This is a genomic window from Puribacter membranae (assembly GCF_055380425.1).
Map to the genome: position 1 here is coordinate 1,343,328 of NZ_AP040167.1, position 18,065 is coordinate 1,361,392.

Annotated in this window: 10 protein-coding genes and 2 tRNA genes; 2 read left to right on the forward strand and 10 right to left on the reverse strand. The window is 55.1% G+C overall.

Annotated features, from left to right (window positions below; genetic code table 11):
- A complete protein-coding gene (locus ACZ41M_RS06560) occupies positions 1 to 564 on the forward strand; it encodes a thioredoxin family protein (protein WP_464731932.1) in 564 nt (187 codons plus the stop codon).
- 97 nt (positions 565 to 661) lie between these two features.
- On the opposite strand, the gene ACZ41M_RS06565 is transcribed toward ACZ41M_RS06560, so the two are convergent.
- The 7 genes from ACZ41M_RS06565 to ppc all read right to left on the reverse strand — a co-directional run bounded on the left by ACZ41M_RS06565 (position 662) and on the right by ppc (position 8,613).
- The gene (locus ACZ41M_RS06565) at positions 662 to 2,410 is read right to left on the reverse strand and encodes a pseudouridine synthase (protein ID WP_464731931.1); all 1,749 of its coding nucleotides are present in this window, start codon (positions 2,408 to 2,410) and stop codon (positions 662 to 664) included.
- A 48-nt stretch (positions 2,411 to 2,458) separates the two neighbouring features.
- Complete coding sequence (scpB, locus tag ACZ41M_RS06570; RefSeq protein ID WP_464731930.1) at positions 2,459 to 3,295, reverse strand: SMC-Scp complex subunit ScpB; 837 nt, start codon at positions 3,293 to 3,295, stop codon at positions 2,459 to 2,461.
- A gap of 234 nt (positions 3,296 to 3,529) precedes the next feature.
- A tRNA-Met gene (locus ACZ41M_RS06575) sits at positions 3,530 to 3,606 on the reverse strand.
- Positions 3,607 to 3,645: 39 nt separating this feature from the next.
- A tRNA-Ser gene (locus ACZ41M_RS06580) sits at positions 3,646 to 3,735 on the reverse strand.
- 147 nt (positions 3,736 to 3,882) lie between these two features.
- Positions 3,883 to 5,121 (reverse strand): beta-ketoacyl-ACP synthase II, encoded by a 1,239-nt coding sequence (gene fabF, locus ACZ41M_RS06585; RefSeq protein ID WP_464731929.1) that lies wholly within the window; start codon positions 5,119 to 5,121, stop codon positions 3,883 to 3,885.
- 142 nt (positions 5,122 to 5,263) lie between these two features.
- Positions 5,264 to 5,500 (reverse strand): acyl carrier protein, encoded by a 237-nt coding sequence (acpP, locus tag ACZ41M_RS06590; RefSeq protein ID WP_464731928.1) that lies wholly within the window; start codon positions 5,498 to 5,500, stop codon positions 5,264 to 5,266.
- Positions 5,501 to 5,784: 284 nt separating this feature from the next.
- Positions 5,785 to 8,613: a phosphoenolpyruvate carboxylase gene (ppc, locus tag ACZ41M_RS06595; protein WP_464731927.1), complete on the reverse strand. Its 2,829-nt coding sequence runs from the start codon at positions 8,611 to 8,613 to the stop codon at positions 5,785 to 5,787.
- A gap of 338 nt (positions 8,614 to 8,951) precedes the next feature.
- On the opposite strand from ppc, the gene ACZ41M_RS06600 reads away from it, so the two are divergent.
- Positions 8,952 to 10,409 carry a DASS family sodium-coupled anion symporter gene (locus ACZ41M_RS06600; protein ID WP_464731926.1) on the forward strand — a complete coding sequence of 486 codons (1,458 nt, stop codon included), beginning with the start codon at positions 8,952 to 8,954 and terminating at the stop codon, positions 10,407 to 10,409.
- Between the two features lie 60 nt (positions 10,410 to 10,469).
- Here the strand turns inward: ACZ41M_RS06600 and ACZ41M_RS06605 are convergent, their stop codons facing one another.
- The 3 genes from ACZ41M_RS06605 to ACZ41M_RS06615 form a co-directional block, all read right to left on the reverse strand.
- The gene (locus ACZ41M_RS06605; RefSeq protein ID WP_464731925.1) at positions 10,470 to 14,006 is read right to left on the reverse strand and encodes a UvrD-helicase domain-containing protein; all 3,537 of its coding nucleotides are present in this window, start codon (positions 14,004 to 14,006) and stop codon (positions 10,470 to 10,472) included.
- Complete coding sequence (locus ACZ41M_RS06610; RefSeq protein WP_464731924.1) at positions 14,003 to 16,951, reverse strand: PD-(D/E)XK nuclease family protein; 2,949 nt, start codon at positions 16,949 to 16,951, stop codon at positions 14,003 to 14,005. Before ACZ41M_RS06610 ends, ACZ41M_RS06605 begins: the two co-directional genes overlap by 4 nt.
- Before the next feature lie 116 nt (positions 16,952 to 17,067).
- The gene (locus tag ACZ41M_RS06615; protein WP_464731923.1) at positions 17,068 to 18,057 is read right to left on the reverse strand and encodes a YheT family hydrolase; all 990 of its coding nucleotides are present in this window, start codon (positions 18,055 to 18,057) and stop codon (positions 17,068 to 17,070) included.
- Between the last annotated feature and the right edge of the window lie 8 nt (positions 18,058 to 18,065).

Genomic DNA, 18,065 nt, shown 5'->3' on the forward strand with positions numbered 1-18,065 from the left:
ATGGCACGCACCCCATCGAATATGCTCGCATTGAACACACCCGCACCCGACTTCGCGCTGATCGAGCCGGCCAGCGGACGCACCGTTCGTCTCGCCGATTTTAACGGACAACCGCTGCTGGTCGCATTCATCTGCAACCACTGCCCCTTCGTCATTCACATCCAAGCCGCCTTTGCACAAATGGCCGCAGAATACCAGCAGCGCGGCGTCGCCGTGGTCGCCATCAACGCCAATGACGTTGCCAACTACCCCGACGACAGTCCCGAAAAAATGATCGAAGCCGTGCGCGAACACGGTTACAGCTTCCCCTATCTGTTCGACGAAACGCAAACCGTCGCACGCGCCTACGATGCGGCCTGCACGCCCGATTTTTACCTATTCGACGCGCAACACCGCTTGTACTACCGCGGCCAATTTGACAATGCCCGCCCGGGCAATGACGAGCCAGTCAACGGCGCGGACTTGCGCCACGCACTGGACGCCGTTCTGGCGCAACAACCTGCACCCGAAGGGCAAAAACCATCGCTGGGTTGTAATATCAAGTGGAAAGTCTCAGCCAATTAACGCTCTGAGACATATGCTCTCAGACATATGTTCTGAAACAGAAAAAAACGGCGAACCTAAGTTCGCCGTTTTTCATCTCGTCCAACGTATTTACGCTTTATTGATTTTTGTTGCGTGTGCCGCGATTGCTTGGGCGCGGCGCTCGTGTTGTGCGCGCAGCAGCAGCGCCATCATTCTGGCGACGCGCGCCGTACGGTGAACGCGATTTGCGTTGCGCCGCGGTTCGATCGCCACTGAATGAGGTATTTTGACCGTCTTGCGTGCGTTGATTATTGTGGTTCCGATCTGCGCGGTCCGTGCGATCCGTACGATTGGTGCGATTACCACGAACGACTCGACCTGCTTCAGTCGCCTCACCCGCCGCTTGAGCGCGCGGGTTTTTATTGCGCGTCACGCCACCGCTGCGGTTCATCGGCGCGCCTTCCATATGGGTGCGCAGGCTTTGTCCGCGTTGGGTTTTGCCGCGTTGCGCCGTGGTGCGTTGCTGAGTGCCACGTTGCGCGCGATTTTGTCCCAAGCCGCTTGGCTGGCGTGCTGCGCCACCGATTCCCGCTGAGCCGCGTTTCGCATCACCACCCGCACGAGCACCACGCGTGCCACGGACTTCGCGTCCGGTCAATCCGGCATCGCGGTTGTGATCGACGCCAAAGGCGCTCATCAGGTGTGCGTCTTGCGGCACGGCTTCGCCATCGTTATGCGCGTGTTTGTTGCGTTGTGCGCTGCTCGCGGTGTTCAAGCCCAATTCGCGCATGAGTTGCAGCACTTGCGGGCGCTCCCACTCTTGCGAACGACCTCGTTTGAGTTGGCTTGGCAAAATGATGGGGCCGAAGCGCACGCGAATCAGGCGACTGACGGTCAGGCCAATGGCCTCGAACATGCGTCGCACTTCGCGGTTGCGCCCTTCGGAAATGACCACGCGCAACCAGCGGTTCGCGCCTTCGCCACCCAGATGTTCTACGGTGGAGAAGCTGGCCAAGCCGTCTTCGAGTTCAATGCCGTTTTTCAGTTGATGCAATTGCGCATCGGTGACTTCGCCAAGCACGCGCACGGCGTACTCACGCTCGTGTCCGTAACGCGGGTGCATCATGCGATTGGCAATATCGCCGGAAGTGGTGAGAATCAGCAAACCTTCGGTGTTGAAGTCGAGTCGACCAATCGCCAACCATTTGCCTTTGCGCGTGAACGGTAATTTGTCGAACACGGTCGGGCGGCCTTCGGGGTCGCTGTGGCTGACGATTTCGCCTGCGGGTTTGTGATAAATCACAATACGCGGCACGGTCGGCGTGAGCTTTTTGCGTTGTAGCAGTTTGCCGTTGATGCGCACTTGGTCGTCATCGGTGATGCGTTGCCCCACGTGCGCGGGCATGCCATTGACCGAAACGCGACCGGAGATAATCAATTCTTCCATATCGCGGCGCGAGCCGATGCCCGCATCGGCCAGTACTTTTTGCAATTTGACCGTACCGTCCAAATCCACTTCGCTGTGCTCGTGTTCGTGCTCAATCGCACCGAACGCTTCGTCCTCTACAGCGGAAGCAGTATCCGTCACACCAACTGCTTTGCCTGTGTGTTGATTTTGTTTGCGCGCCGAACGCACGCCTGCGCGGTATAAGCGCTGACCGGTGCGGGCTGGTTTGTTGCTTTCGGATTTTTCTTGCCAACCCCATTGCTCAGGCAATGAGTCGTCGTGCGGCTGAGACTCTGATACACGTTCTGGGGTGCGATTGGGTGTGGTTTGTGCTGTTGCATCGGCCGATGTGGCGCGTTGAGTGCGTTTGCGCACGCCGTGTTTACCACGCAGTAGGGTACTTTTCTTTTTTGCGGGTTTGTGTTCTGTATCACTCATGGTGTTCATTCTGTATTCTGATGTGGCGCATACGCTCGATGCGAGCATTTATGCGATGGGGGGATTGTTGTGTTGTTCCGTATCCGCGTCGGTACTGTCGGCGTCGACATGATCGCTTACATTGGATGGGGGCTGCGGTTCGGTTGAGGATAGATTGATGTGCTGCGGCTCTGTCGTGATTGAATGACTATCAACTTCAAGTACGGGTGCTAAGGTTTGAATCGATTCGGTCATGCGTTCTAATTGTTGCTCATCGAGCATGACAGCATCCGCAGGGTCGGCTGCGTCCATGTTGGATTCGGGGGCTTCTTGATCCTTGGCCGCGTCATTGGCTTCATGTGTGACCAGCTCCAATTGGCCGGTATCGCCGTCTTCTTGCCCCAGCAATACGGGTAATTCTTTTAACGACAGCAAACCGAGATCATCCAAAAAGTGTTTGGTCGTTGCCCACAACGCGGGTCTACCAGGGACTTCCCGATGGCCTACGGTATCAATCCAGCCGCGCTCTTCGAGCGATTTAATGATGTGCGACGATACCGTGACGCCACGAATATCCTCAATATCGCCCCGTGTAACCGGCTGACGATAGGCAATGATGGCCAAAGTTTCCAACACCGCACGCGAGTATTGCGCCGGCTTTTCCGCACGCAGTCGATCAATATAGGGCAACACGTCTGCCGCCGTTTGAAAACGATAACCGGTCGCAACCTGTGTCAGATGCACCGCGCGTTCCGACCACTCGGCTTTGATTTCATCGAGTAGCAATCGCAAGGTATCATTGTTGATGTCTATATTGAGTGCCGCCTTGATTTGCGCCAAGCTCATCGGCGCGTCGTGACAGAGGATCAGCGCTTCGGTAATGCGTTTGATTTCATTAGGTGTCATGGGGACTGCTCAATGGGTTGTAGCATTATGCTAAAGTTCATCAATTGGGTAAATCCGCAATCGTAGCATTTGTTGTATTCCAACCATTCGCTTAAACCTTGGCTCGCGCCAGAGTAAGCTACCGCATACAATCAAAAACAATGAAACTAAAAGAATAAATAAGAAGATGATCAATCAAAACCAATGAGATAGGACGGCGGGTTTTGACTATTATAATTTTTCTGGACTATGTTGTGGTTGCGGGGGCAGGATTTGAACCTACGACCTTCGGGTTATGAGCCCGACGAGCTACCATGCTGCTCCACCCCGCGCCAGAAAAATAGTGTTGTTTTGGAAACAACAAGTTCGGTTGGCGGAAGCGGTGAGATTCGAACTCACGGAGGGCTCTCACCCTCGGCGGTTTTCAAGACCGCTGCATTCAACCGCTCTGCCACGCTTCCGTAACCAAGACGAGTATTATAAGGGTTATTTTAAATTCATGCAAGTATTAATTCATTTTACGACAGAAAATCGCCCATGACTCACCAAAAACCGCATATAAAAAAGCGCCCGTTTAATCACCGGCGCTTTTTGTATACATGTACGCATCAGATTTTTTTCATTACCAAGGTGCCATTCGTTCCGCCAAAGCCAAAGTTGTTGCTCATGGCAATCTCAATGGTCGCGTCACGCGCGACATTGGCACAATAGTCCAAATCACAGCCTTCACCCGGATTGTCCAGATTGATGGTCGGCGGTGATTTTTGGTGCGCTACGGCCAACGCTGTGAATACCGATTCCACACCACCCGCGCCGCCCAGCAAATGACCGGTCATGGATTTGGTCGAATTGACAATCGCATTTTTCGCCGCATCGCCCAATGCACGTTTGATTGCTACCGTTTCAGCCACATCACCGAGAGGCGTGGATGTGCCGTGCGCATTGATGTAGTTCACCTGATCTGGATTCACGCCCGCATCGCGCATGGCGTTGCGCATGGAGCGCATGGCGCCGTCACCGTCTTCACACGGCGCGGTCATATGATTGGCGTCCGCGCTCATACCATAACCCGCTAACTCAGCATAAATTTTCGCGCCGCGTGCTTTGGCGTGCTCGTATTCTTCGAGCATCAACACGCCAGCGCCTTCGCCCATCACAAAGCCGTCACGATCGGCATCCCACGGACGCGACGCACGCGCGGGTTCGTCATTACGCGTCGAGAGCGCGCGCATATTGGCAAAGCCAGCCATCGCCAGCGCAGAAATTGTAGACTCCGCGCCACCGGCCAACATGGCGTCGGCATCACCATACTGGATCATGCGCATGGCTTCGCCGATACAGTGCGTACCAGTGGTACACGCAGTAACCACCGCCAAATTCGGGCCTTTTAAACCATACATGATCGACATGTGACCGGAAATCATATTGATGATCGAGCCGGGAATCAAAAATGGCGACACACGACGCGGGCCCTTGCTGAACAAACTCTCGCAGTTGGTTTCAATCAACGGCAAACCGCCGATACCCGAGCCAATGATCACGCCGATGCGCTCGGCATTTTCCTCGGTAACGTTAATCCCCGAATCGCGGAACGCCTGAATCCCTGCCGCCAAACCGTAATGAATAAAGGTATCCATCGTGCGCGCTTCTTTTTGCCCGATGTATTCGCTCACGTCAAAATTTTTCACTTCGCCGGCAATTTGGCTACTGATCGCGCTGGCATCAAACTTGCTGATCGTCGCAATGCCCGACTGACCGGCAATCAATTGATTCCATGTGCTGGCAACGTCATTGCCTAAGGGCGTCACTGCGCCCAAACCCGTGATGACCACTCTGCGTTTACTCATAGCCTACCTCTTTGTTCCGCGTACAGGTTCAAAACAGCGCACCGCATCTGTTTTGAATCGCCGTCTATATAATAAAAGAGACCTAACGGGTCTCTTTTATCGTGACACTTTAAAAACCGTCAAGTCGTTTGGACTTAATCAATTATTTAGAATGTGCTGTTACGTAATCAATCGCTTGTTGAACGGTCGCGATTTTTTCTGCATCTTCATCAGGAATTTCGCATTCGAATTCGTCTTCCAAAGCCATCACCAGCTCTACGGTGTCCAAAGAGTCAGCACCCAAGTCTTGGGTAAAAGATGATTCGTTTTTGATTTCGGCTTCGTTCACACCCAATTGTTCAGCAACAATTTTACGGACGCGTTGTTCGATGTTTTCCATGTTCTCTCCATTGGTCGAAAAAATAAATCAGTTGATTTACTGCGCTATTGTAACAGTATTTTTTATGCGATTGACAAGTTTTCCTGCGTTTTTTAACGGCACGATCGTTCGTTTTTGCCCTATTTTACAAGCAGTTACGATCAATTATTTACAGTAATGTATTTTTAATGCAATTTAATCAAACCACGCCAAAACCGATTCGAACACTCGATTTTGGCGTTAAGTTCATTTAAAAATGCTTATCCGCATTGATCAGGTCATAAATTACAGCGAATCAATCGCATTTAACCACTGTTGCGCAAACCGGCTGCCAAGCCATTGATCGCGATGTGAATGCCATCTTGTACCGCTTCGGAGTGATCGCCCGCACGGTAGCGTTTGAGCAACTCAACTTGGAAATAGTTCAGCGGATCAAGATAAGGTAATCGGTTGCGCAGACTGCGCGCCAGCGTCTGATTGGTCGCCAGCAGCGCACTGTGCCCGGTCACGATGAACAAGGCATGCACGACGCGCTTCCATTCGGCAATGATTTCACCGAAAATGCGCTCGGCCAGCGCCGCATCCTCGACCAATTCGGTGTAGCGTTTGGCAATCGCCATATCGGTTTTGGCAATCACCATATCCAGATTGGAAATCACCGATTGGAAAAACGGCCATTGCTGATACATCTGGCGCAACTCGTCCCAGCGCGTTTCATCCGCTCCGACCCACTGCTCAATCGCCGAACCGACGCCATACCAGCCGGGCAACATCATGCGCGCCTGCGCCCACGAGAATACCCACGGAATCGCGCGCAAATCTTCAATGCGTTGTGACGGCTTGCGCGACGACGGACGCGAACCGATGTTCAACTGTGAAATTTCGTTGATCGGCGTGGCAGCACGGAAAAAATCGGTGAAGCCGTCGGTTTCATAAACCAGTTTGCGATAAGCTTTGAAACTCAAATCGGACATTTCGCTCATCGCGGGTTCAAAACGCGACCAGTCGCTGGTTTCGCCGACGTCATTGGCCACGGCTTCCATCGACGCTGCCACCAGAGTTTCCAAATTACGCAACCCCATATCCGGGTCGGCGTATTTCGCACCAATCACTTCGCCCTGCTCGGTCAAACGGATTTTGCCGGTCATGCAGCCCGCCGGTTGCGCCAAAATCGCTTCATATGACGGGCCGCCGCCGCGCCCGACCGAACCGCCGCGCCCGTGAAAGAACGATACCTGTACTTTGGCCTGATTCGCGGTCTCGATCAGCGCCTGTTGCGCCTCGTACAACGACCAAATCGAGGTCAGGAAGCCGCCGTCTTTGTTACTGTCCGAGTAACCAAGCATAATTTCCTGCTTGCGTTCACGGCGATTGAGCCATTCATTGACCAAATCAATGCCGAACCAGTCGTGCATGATCGCAGGCGCCGCACGCAAGTCTTCGATGGTTTCAAACAACGGCACGATGCCGAGCGCGCAACGCGGCTCGGGTTGACTCGCCACCAAACCGGCTTCTTTGAGCAGCACCGCCAGCTCCAACATATCCGACACGCTGGTGGATTTGGAGATAATCGACTGCTCAATCAGGCGTGCGCCAAACTGCGCGCGCAGCACGCGCGCTTCATTAAAAATCGCCAGTTCGTCGCGCAGCAAATCGCTTTGGGTGACCCACGGGCTGCTCAACACGCGCGCCGAATGCAATTGCTCCAGCAAAATTTGGCGGCGTTGCGCCTCGTCCAAGGCTTTGTAATCATCCACCAAGCCCGCACTTTTGAGCAACTCGGCCACGCAGGATTCGTGAATTTCGGAATTTTGACGCAGATCAATGGTCGCCAAGTGAAAGCCGAAAATATGCACCGCTTCGATCAGCTCGTTCAAACGCCCTTCGATCAAAGCCGCGCTGTTGTTCGCGCGCAGCGAATCAGCCAACACCTGCAAATCCTGTGCAAATTCCTCTGCGCTGGCATACGGCGGCAGACTTTTAATGCGCGGCTCCGGCGTCGCGATCATGTCGCACAGCGTCAGCGCAGTTTTCGCCATGCGCCCGTACATGCCAACGACTGCCTGACGATACGGCTCATATGAGCGATGCTGCGAGTCGTCGCCCGACTGCTGCGCCAAAGCGAGCAGCGGTGCACTCATCGTGGTGATTTCCGAAGACAACGGCAATTCCTGCCCCAAAGACAGCAGCTCGTCCAAATAATGCGCAAACACGGCTTTCGCCTGCGCATGGGCACATTCGCGCAAGGTTTGCGCGGTGACGAACGGATTGCCGTCGCGGTCGCCGCCAATCCACATGCCCATGGTCATCGGCAATAATTCCTGCACCTCCGGCTCAGCCATACCGAGTTGGCGCGCCATTTTTTGGTAGCGCAGAACCAGCGATGGAATGCGTTTCAAAAAGGTGATTGGATAGTAGCTGACCGCGTTATTGATTTCATCGATCACATGCAATTTGGATTTACGCAAAATCGCGGTTTGCCAAAAGGTTTTGACCAAACGCTCGATGTCCGCCAGCAGCTCCTGCTCGGTTTCCTCATCCAACTGCGCCGAATCGCGCAAGGACAAACGATGCGCCAATGCGCGCGTCAAATCCAATATCGTTTTGCGCTGTACCTGCGTCGGATGCGCGGTCAACACCGGGACGACCATGACGCGCGACATCGCCTTGAGCGCGTCTTTGGCCGACACGCCACGCGCCTGTAAATTCGCCAAGGAGCGCGCCAGCGTCCCGACCTGCGGCTGCGCACCCTGCAAACGGTAGTAACGGCGACGGCGAATCTGATGCACGTCTTCGGCAATATTGGCCAGCAGTGAAAACAGACTGAATGCACGAATCACGCGCAAAGCCTGTGCATTGCCCAAACGTTCGCACAGATCGACCGAAATTTTGCGCGCTTCGTGCGCCGCGTTTTGCTCCTCAATCGAGCCGGACAGACCGGATTCGCTTTTACGAAAGCGCACCGCCGCCTGACGAATGGTCTCAGTATGATCGAACGACTCATCCCCTGCATAGGTACGTACCGCATCACCCAATATCCGTCCCAATAGGCGAATATCGTTAATCAACGGCAACTCCTTTTCATCCGGCGTGATTTGAAATAGCGGGGTCATGGGCAAAGACGACAAAGACATGGATTCCTCTCAAACAATCAAATAGACAAACAATGAATCATTTCGGTCACAGACGCGCGTAAGAAAGCACGGAACAGCCAGCGCAGATGGTGGGAATTATTCCGTGCTTCCTTAATTCTTCGATGCACAGTCTAACACGACTGCACTGGTGAACGATGATCCTTTTTGGCCAAAGCGGGATTTTTGACGCACGAAAAAAACACCAACTTCCCTAAAGATAGGACTGTTTCCGAAAATCAACATAATTCTGCGTTATGATACAAACATAGTAAAAAAATAGAATTTTGATAATTAAATGTAGGAATTTTTTTGAGTGATGTTCTGAAAAGGAGAAAAATATGGGATTCAAACCTCTCCCCGCAGCGATAGCTGCATTGATTACGCTCGTTATCTGGTTCTTCATTCCAATTCCTGCCGGCGTCACACCGCAAGCGTGGCATCTACTGGCACTGTTCATCGGTGTGATCGCGGCCATCATCGGCAAAGCCATGCCCATCGGCGCGATTGCCTTCATCGCCATATTATTGGTCGCGATCACCGGCGTCACCGCTGACAAACCGGGCGCGGCGATTCAGGATGCCTTGAGCAGCTTTGCCAATCCGCTGATCTGGCTGATCGGTTTTTCCATCATGATTTCACGCGGTTTGATCAAAACCCGTTTGGGTGCGCGCATCGGCTACTATTTCATCTCGATTTTCGGTAAAAAGACCTTGGGCATCGGTTATGGCTTGGCGCTGTCCGAATTGGTGCTTGCGCCAGTCACACCGAGCAACACCGCTCGTGGCGGCGCGGTGATTCACCCCGTTATGAAATCCATCGCCGCGAGCTACGATTCCGATCCCGAACAGGGCACACAAGGGCGCATTGGTAAATACCTCGCGCTGGTGAACTACCATGCCAATCCGATCACCTCGGCTATGTTCATCACCGCGACCGCGCCCAACCCGCTGGTGGTCAAGTTGATTGCAGACGCCACAGGCGCAAACATCCAACTGTCGTGGAGTACATGGGCTTTGGCCATGCTGTTGCCCGGTCTGGCCGCGATTTTATTGATGCCGCTGGTATTGTTCTGGCTCTACCCGCCGGAAATCAAAAATACGCCGAACGCCGCGCAGTTTGCCAAAGAAAAACTCGCTGAAATGGGCAAGATGAGCCATGGCGAACGCATCATGCTGACGATTTTTGCGGTGCTGCTGTTGCTGTGGGCAGGTGTACCTGCAATGATTTTCGGCAGCGCTTGGGCGGTTGATCCGACCACAACCGCTTTATTGGGCTTGGTGCTGTTGTTGCTGACAGGCGTATTGACATGGGACGACGTGTTGAAAGAGAAAAGCGCGTGGGACACCATCGTTTGGTTCAGTGCGCTGATTATGATGGCCTCCTATTTGAATAAACTCGGGCTGATTGCGTGGTTCTCGCAAAGTTTGCAAAGCGGCATTACCCACATTGGGCTGGGCTGGTTTGCCGCCAGCGCCTTGCTGCTGCTCGCGTATATGTATGCGCATTACTTCTTTGCCAGCACCACGGCACACATCACAGCGATGTTCGGTGCCTTTTTCGCTGCCGGTATTGCCTTGGGCGCGCCGCCGATGTTATTCGCCCTGCTGATGGCCGCCGCCTCAAGCCTGATGATGACGCTCACCCACTATGCAACGGGTACGTCGCCGGTGATTTTCGGCTCGGGCTACACGACACTGGGCGAATGGTGGAAAGCGGGATTCGTCATGAGCGTGGTCAACCTCATCGTCTGGGTGGTGGTCGGTTTCGGCTGGTGGAAAGTGCTGGGCTATTGGTAATATTATTCATGTTTGGCATCGCACGATAAAAAACGCACCCACTCTGGTGCGTTTTTTATCTCACCTCACCTCATGCGCCACGCCATCAACCCGCAATAAATAACCGCGTACCGCACATTCGGGATAAATGTCCTGCATCAGCGTGACGTATTCGCGCAGTTGCTGCTCATACGCCATCAGCGCCACCGCATCCCAGCCGCTTTTGTAGTCCAAAACGCTGATCGTCGAACCCTCGCGCACCCAGCGATCCATACGTTTGATCTGGCCATCCGCCGTCATCAGGCTCATTTCATTGTGCGCCTCATCGTACTGCGTCGGGTCAAACCATGCGCGCCATTGCGGTTGATGAACAATCGTTTCGCACCACTGGCGCACCTGCTGCGCCTCAGACAGGCTGATCGCGTAGTGCTCGCTCAGCCATTCGTCGTTCAATTCATGCGGTGGATTCGGCTGGCTGAACCATTCCAACGCCTGATGCAGCACCGAGCCTAATGTGAGCGCATGGTTATCCTGTGCAAGCGGCACCATGGGCATTTGCCTGTTCAATGCCGCTTCATCCGCCTCAATATCACTGTACACATTGACTGCTGTGGTAGCTGCGGCAGTGTTGACCCATTCATCTTTTACAGCAATATCCACGTGTGCCGAACACGCTTCCCGCCACTGCGCCGCGTGGCTGCTCCACAATTGCGGCTGGTCGGGTAATACGCCCGAAGCCACCGGATCAAGGCTCTGAACCGCATGCAGCAACTGTTCAAACAAGCCATTTTTCGCTGGCGATGCGGGCTTTTCGGCATTTTTATCCGCAGCATCATCCTCATCGCCCAACTCCTGCGCCGCACTGACCACCAGCATTTGCCGCGCGCGGGTCATCGCCACATAGCATTTATTGAAATGCTCCTGTTCGTCCAAAGCCCTCGCTACCTTGCGCCGCTCGCTGCGCCACGCGCCGATGCGCTCGCCCGTGCTCACCCACGACACATGTGCGGGTGCAGAATCATCCGGATGCCAGTCAATCAGCCAGTAGTTCGTCGGCGTGCGCTCCGCCGAGGTTTTCATATCAATCAAAAAGACGATGGGCGCTTCCAAACCTTTGGACGCATGTACGGTCAAAATCCGCACTGCATCACGCATCCCGAGCGGCTCGCTTTCCGATTGTCCATCCTGCGCACGCGCCTGCGAGCGTTTGAGCGCGTATAAAAAATCCGCCAAGCTCGGGTAACGCCCCGTATTCACATTCAAAGCCAACTGCAAAAAACTCTGTAAATTCGCTTGCACCTGCGGATTGAGCCAGCTCGGGACGACACGCGCATAGGCCTCAAAAATTCGCCCTTGTGCGTAAATTCGATCCAGCACATCATGCACCGGCAAATAGCCCGCGACCGCCTGCCACTGACTGAGCAGAGCAAAACTGTCGTGCCAATGCGCCTCGGTTGCTTCGCCAAACGCCGCCAAGCGCCGTTGCCAAACCTGCCAATACGACAAACGCTCGCCCGCCGACTCATGGCTGTGTGCCCACGCGCGTAATTGCAACAACTGCGCGTCGGTTTTGGCGAACATCGGATTGCGCAGTACCTGCATCAGCGCCCAATCATCATCCGCGCGCATCAGCCACTGTACCAGCGCCATTAAATCCAAGGCCTCCAGCGTATCGAGCAAACCGCCGCGACGCGAGCTTTCAAACGGAATGTGCGCTTGGCGCAGCAAGCGCTCGTAGTTGACCAAATGCGTGCGCCCATAAATCAAAATCATCATGTCGCCGTAGCGCGCCGGACGGTGGCTGTGCATCTGCTCATCCCACACCGGATAGCGCCCGACCAACTGTTCAATCGCTGCGACCAACTGCGCGCTTTCGCTGTCGCGGATGGTTTGCTCCACGACGTATTGCGGTTGCACCAGCCAATCGCGCGGTGCGGCTTCAGCCTGCTCAGTCACCGTCTCAGACGACTCGTCCGATCCCGCCGATTCCACTTTCGGCAACCCCAGACACGCAACATTGCCAACGACTTTGCCTGTTTGCGCCGTGCTGTGCGGGCTGAAATCCACCAGCGCGCAATCGGGCTGCGTGAACATTTGATTCACCCAGTCAATCACTGCCTGGCTGTTGCGCCGCGTGAATTGCGTTTGCAACACCACTGCGTCGTACTGCTCGCACAGCAAATCCTGCGCCCGATCGAACAAGCGCGCATCCGCGCCGCGAAAGCGATAAATCGACTGTTTCACATCGCCGACCAAAAAGACTCTTGGCTTGTCGTCATCGCCCTGATACGCCGACAGCCAATCGTGAATGATGTGCCACTGCAAGGGGTTGGTGTCCTGAAACTCATCGAACAATAGATGTTTGTAACGTGCATCCAACTGAATTTGCATGAATGCCGCCGTCGTTTCATCGTGCAATAACTCAAAACAACTGCGCGACACATCACCAAATTCGAGCTGATGGCTCAAGCGTTTTTGCGCGCGGTCAATGCGCAGCAGCGCGTCCACGCACGGCCAAATATGCGCGTGCAAACGATAAGCCTTCAAGTCCGCTTCTCGTGCGGCTTTGACTGCAAAGGCCTCGTTAATGACTTCGCGCGCTTCTTCAAACGACTCTTTATCAATGCGTCCGTCCAGACGCTTGAGCTGGTCTTTGTCCAATTGAAATTTTTGCTTGCTCAAGGTATTGGACTGCGTTCGGAACGGATTGAGCGCCTGCCACACAGTCGCTGCATCGCCGCTGTCCAAAGCATTTTGAATGCCCTGCGCACGCTCGGCTTTCTCCGTTTTGCCGGCAAACATCGCCGTCAAAATCGTGTTCAGCGCCTCGCCTGCAGTCACTTCGCGATACCACGCGTGCAGGATGTCCGCTTCGCCGCCATTTACATCAAAACCCGACTCCAACAAAATTTCCTCGCGCAGCCGTGCCAACGGCGGCTCTGTGGATGTGCCTTGCCACAGTTCGATTTCATTGCCCAAATTCAAGGCGGCATTGAGCATATTCTGCGTGACGAACTCGCCCAACTGCCCAAGCAATTGCAAATAATGCGCGCGCACGCTCTGGCCGTCAGCGCGATTGAATTGGCGATAAAACTCATCCCACACGGCTTGGCGCAACGCGTCATTATCCAACACCAGCGTTGCATCACGCGCCACGCCCGAGCCCATCGGCGCGGCCTTGAGCAAGCGGTAAAACCACGCGTCGAAGGTGTAAATCGGAATCTCCTGCCCCGAGCCGAGGATGCGATCATACAGCCCCTGCGCCACGGGCAAACGCTCACGCGCCGCCGACTCGGACAAGCCGCGCTCGGTCAGCAAGGCCAGTACCTGCTCGGTGGAACCATCGGCCATTTCGCGCAGCAGTTGAGCCACGCGGTCGCGCATTTCCTGCGCGGCCTTTTTGGTGAAGGTGATGGCTAAAATTTGCTTCGGCTCAACCCCTTCGAGCAGCAGTCGAATGATGCGCGCAGTCAGCAACCACGTTTTACCACTGCCCGCGCAAGCACGCACCACTACGCTGCACGCGGGATCCAGCGCGGCATGAGTGAACGCTACGCCGTCAATCGGCTGCTCGTTTTTAAAATACGCATTGAAGGAAGTATGGATGGGTGCGCTCATGATGCGTCTCCCTGCCCCGATACCGTCCCCCACACTGGCGCGGCATAATCTTTGCGGCACACCGCGCGGTAATCGCAGTACACACAGGCACTTTTTTCGCCAAATGCGACCAGCGGCGCGCCCTGCGCCATCTGCAAAAATACCTGCTGCACCTGCTCGCGCAATTGTCGTGCCTGCTGATGAATATACGTCGCATCGCCTAAAATCGCTTCGGGCAAAGTGCGATCGGCATGGCGATCCACACCGACATAGCGTGCATCCACAATCTGTTCAGCCGCCCCTGTTGCTTCAACCGCCGACTCAATTAAATTGATGTAGAACGCCAACTGCGTGTCCTCATGATTGCGAATACTCTGTTGATAACCGCGTACATTATTGGTTTTGTAATCGATCAGTGACCATTCGACTTCGCCCAATTCGTTCATTCGCTCATCCACCTGATCAATGCGCCCGCGCCAGTGCAATTCATGCACGGCGTGTCCCGCCGCATCGACGATGCTTTGCGCGCGCGTGACTTGTGGCGCGTATTCGCTGTGTTTGACTTGCCAACCCTCGCGTTCGCGCGCCTGCCACCACTGGACAAATGCGGCGGCGTAGCCGTGAAATTGCTGCTGTACCGCCCAATAGCGCGGATTATCGGCGCACAGCGGCAGCAAGCATTCGTCCACCGTTTGCGTAAATACGCTCAAATCCTGCTCGGGTGTCGCGGCATCGCGCTGACGGTGAAAACGCTCCACCACGCTGTGCCACAAATTGCCTTTATCGCTCGGGCTGATTTCGTCACTCGGCCATTCGTGCGGCGCCATTTGCAACACTTTTTTCGCATGGTATTGATAGGGACAAGCAGCCAAAGTGGTCAAATCGGTAGCGGAAATCTGCCGCGGCAAGTACTGCGCCACCGTGACCGCACTGCGCGGCTGCACCTGCGGAACGACGGTACACTCAATGCGTTCGGTATCCAACACTTCGCCGCCCTGTGCGCGCAGATACTGCTGCAACCACGGACTGAGCGCATTCGGCGCGCCGTCTTTTTGCGCCGCAAAACTGGCGCAGACCTGCGCATTGAGCGCAAAAATATCCAGCAGCGCGGTGCGCATCTGGCGCTGTTTGTCCTGCACGGTCGGCAAACCCAAATCCTGCCGCACCGTCCAATTGAGCAAGCCCGAATCCACCGCCGCGCCGGGTAAATTACCCGCATCCGCGCCAAGCAACCACACCGCGTCAAAGGTACGCAAGCGCGTATTGCCCAGCGGCAATAAAATCACCTCTTCCACGGTTTGCGCCGACTCGCTGCCCAAACTCGGCGGACGGTAGGTCAGCCGCTCAACCTCGGTATTCATCAGGCGCAGCAGCGTCGCAAAACTCAGCGGCGCGTCGTTTGCCACCCACGTCCAGCGGTGCAGCAACGCACACCACAGTTGACCGGCATTATCCTGCTCCAGCGCAGACCACAGGCCGAACTGCTTCGCCCAGTCCATCAACTCTTGCGCCCACACCGACAGCGTGCGCGGCGTTTGCCAACGGCGGTGCTGATTTTTCGCCTGCGCCAGCAATTCATGCACATCCGCATATGCAGTGTCCATTTCGGCAGCGCTCAAATCAGCCAGCGGCATCGCGCGCGTTTTCACATACGCCCATTCCTCAAGCCAGTCATCCCATGTGCGCCACACGCGTGTCTGCTGATAACGCTGCTGCCGATCGGCCAAGGCATACAGCACAGCCACAGCCGCCGCTTTGCGCTCGCTCGACCAATCCGCCAGCACCATCGGATGCGTCAGCCACTGCATCAAATCCTTGGCCCATACGGCTTCGTGCAACAATTGCAAACCCTGAAACCACGCACTCGCCGCGCGCGACGTGGACAGCAGCCAACCGGTATCATCCCGAATGTCCACACCCACACGCCGCAACAAAGCCCAAACGCGCCGACTCACCTGTCGATCCAGCGCCACCAATGCGATTTGACGCAAACCCTGCTCGCGCCAACGCAACACCTGTCGCACGATGGTCTGCGCCTCATCCTCTAAATTGTGCGCACGGAAAAATTGAATGTCTGAAGTCATTTCAGGTGAATCAACGGCACAATCGCCCGACCAACGCGCGGCCAAATCCCCCGCGATACGCGTGATCGCCGCTTGCCGTTGTTTACCCACACGCACCTGAACCGCCTGAATGTCCAGCACGCACACCCGCGTGTGCTGCGCGTAGGTGTGCCAAAAATCCGTCTCATGCGCCGTCCACGGACGGTTGCGCAGTACCCAAACGCAGTCGTAAGGACGCGGCTCGCGCCGACACATCTGCTGCAACACCGCCAAATAGCGCACCACCGGCGTTTGTTTGTCCACGTCGGCTTGCCAACAGTGTAATAAAATCGCCAACTCCTGCTGCGCGATGCGGTGCGTCTGCCGCTGATACACCGTGGCAATCGCCTGCTCCACCGAATTTTTCACCCACTGCACGTCACGACCGGCGAGCAAATGAATGCTCAACTCGTCCGACATATCGATTAACTGCCGTGCCAAGCCGAGCCAATCATCGCTGTGCTCAATCTGCTGCCCCAATGCTTCGCGCAGCACCTGCGCCTGCGGCAATACCTGCATCCAATTGAGCATACGCTCGGTGTCGTGCGCATCCCAGTCCTGTGCGCCATTGGCCTTCGCCCAATCCATCAGCGTCATCAACGGTGGCATGAGCGAGGCTTTTTGCGTCGCGCGCGCGTGCTCCGCCCATGCGGCACGGTAGGCCAGAACCATCGAATTATCAGGGACAATGAATAGCTGTCGTTGCAGCGGCGTTGTCGCCGCCTGCTTCACCATGCGCGCCACCACCTCACGCCAAAATATCGGCGAAAAAGTGCACGCGACGAACTGCAACGCGCCGTTTAAATCAGCGGATGCAGCGGCATGGTGACAGTCGTCATGGAATAAGTCGGCTTGTGTGGACATGAACAGTGACTCAGGGGTTAGCGGTCAGAATAAAGCGTCTTATTATAATCGCCTTCCGCCGATGAAATCCCGAAAATCGGAACAACGCACCGGTGCTGCGTTATCCATGGATCGTGTCAAGCATGCGCCTCAAAATGGCTGAACACCCGATCCGGCATCCACGCAAAATGTTTCATATCATTCTGGCGCGTGGTGACAAAGCCGACATGCCCGCCGTTATCGGTGTAGCACAGGGTCACGCCTTTACCGACCTCGTTCGCAGTGGCCAAACTGTGCGCAGGCACAATTGGGTCATTGGCGGTATTCAAAATCAAGGTCGGCACGGCAATACCGCCCATGAATTGTTTGGACGATGATTTTTGCCAGTAGTCCTCGGCGTCTTTGAACCCATGCAGCGGTGCGGTGAAGTCATTATCCACGTCGAAAAAATTACGCGCAGCGCGCACCTGCGACACGGTCATCGGCAGTTCGGGAAATTGTTCGAGTTTGAGCAGGGCTTTTTGTTTGAGCGTGCCGAGAAAATTGCGCATATACACGCGCTGATTAAAGCCGCTTTGTAGCGCAATCGCGCCGGCCTTGAGGTCGTGCGGCGCACAAATGCCGACCGCGGCTTTGACCCATCGGTCAGCCTCTGCGCCATTTTCACCCAGCCATTTGAGCAAGGCATTGCCACCGAGCGACACCCCGCCGACGAACAACTGTGCGCTGGGAAAACGCTGCGCCATGTGTTTGAGCACCCAGTCGATTTCTGCACTAAAACCTGAGTGATACATCACGCGCTGACGGTTGATTTCGCCGCTGCACGAGCGCCAATGCACCACGACGCCGCTCCAGCCTTTACGCTGCGCCATGCGCATCAGCGCTTTGGCATACGAGCTTTTGCTCGAACCTTCCAAGCCGTGAAACAAGATGAATATTTTTTGCCCCGCATTCGCGGCGGATTCGAGATTTACCCAATCCAAATCAATGAAATCATCATCCGGCGTATCCCAGCGTTCGCGCGCATAACTCGGCATATCAAACGGCAAAATCACCGGCAAAATGGTTTGAACGTGGGCATTATTGGCCCACCACGCAGGGCGAAAAATTCCTCGATGCACACTCACACAAACAT

Excerpts from the sequence above, each read along its gene's own strand:
- ACZ41M_RS06600 (WP_464731926.1), top strand. The coding sequence starts at position 8,952 with ATGGGATTCAAACCTCTCCCCGCAGCGATAGCTGCATTGATTACGCTC.
- ppc (WP_464731927.1), bottom strand. The coding sequence starts at position 8,613 with ATGTCTTTGTCGTCTTTGCCCATGACCCCGCTATTTCAAATCACGCCG.
- ACZ41M_RS06605 (WP_464731925.1), bottom strand. The coding sequence starts at position 14,006 with ATGAGCGCACCCATCCATACTTCCTTCAATGCGTATTTTAAAAACGAG.
- ACZ41M_RS06565 (WP_464731931.1), bottom strand. The coding sequence starts at position 2,410 with ATGAGTGATACAGAACACAAACCCGCAAAAAAGAAAAGTACCCTACTG.
- acpP (WP_464731928.1), bottom strand. The coding sequence starts at position 5,500 with ATGGAAAACATCGAACAACGCGTCCGTAAAATTGTTGCTGAACAATTG.
- ACZ41M_RS06610 (WP_464731924.1), bottom strand. The coding sequence starts at position 16,951 with ATGTCCACACAAGCCGACTTATTCCATGACGACTGTCACCATGCCGCT.
- ACZ41M_RS06560 (WP_464731932.1), top strand. The coding sequence starts at position 1 with ATGGCACGCACCCCATCGAATATGCTCGCATTGAACACACCCGCACCC.
- scpB (WP_464731930.1), bottom strand. The coding sequence starts at position 3,295 with ATGACACCTAATGAAATCAAACGCATTACCGAAGCGCTGATCCTCTGT.
- fabF (WP_464731929.1), bottom strand. The coding sequence starts at position 5,121 with ATGAGTAAACGCAGAGTGGTCATCACGGGTTTGGGCGCAGTGACGCCC.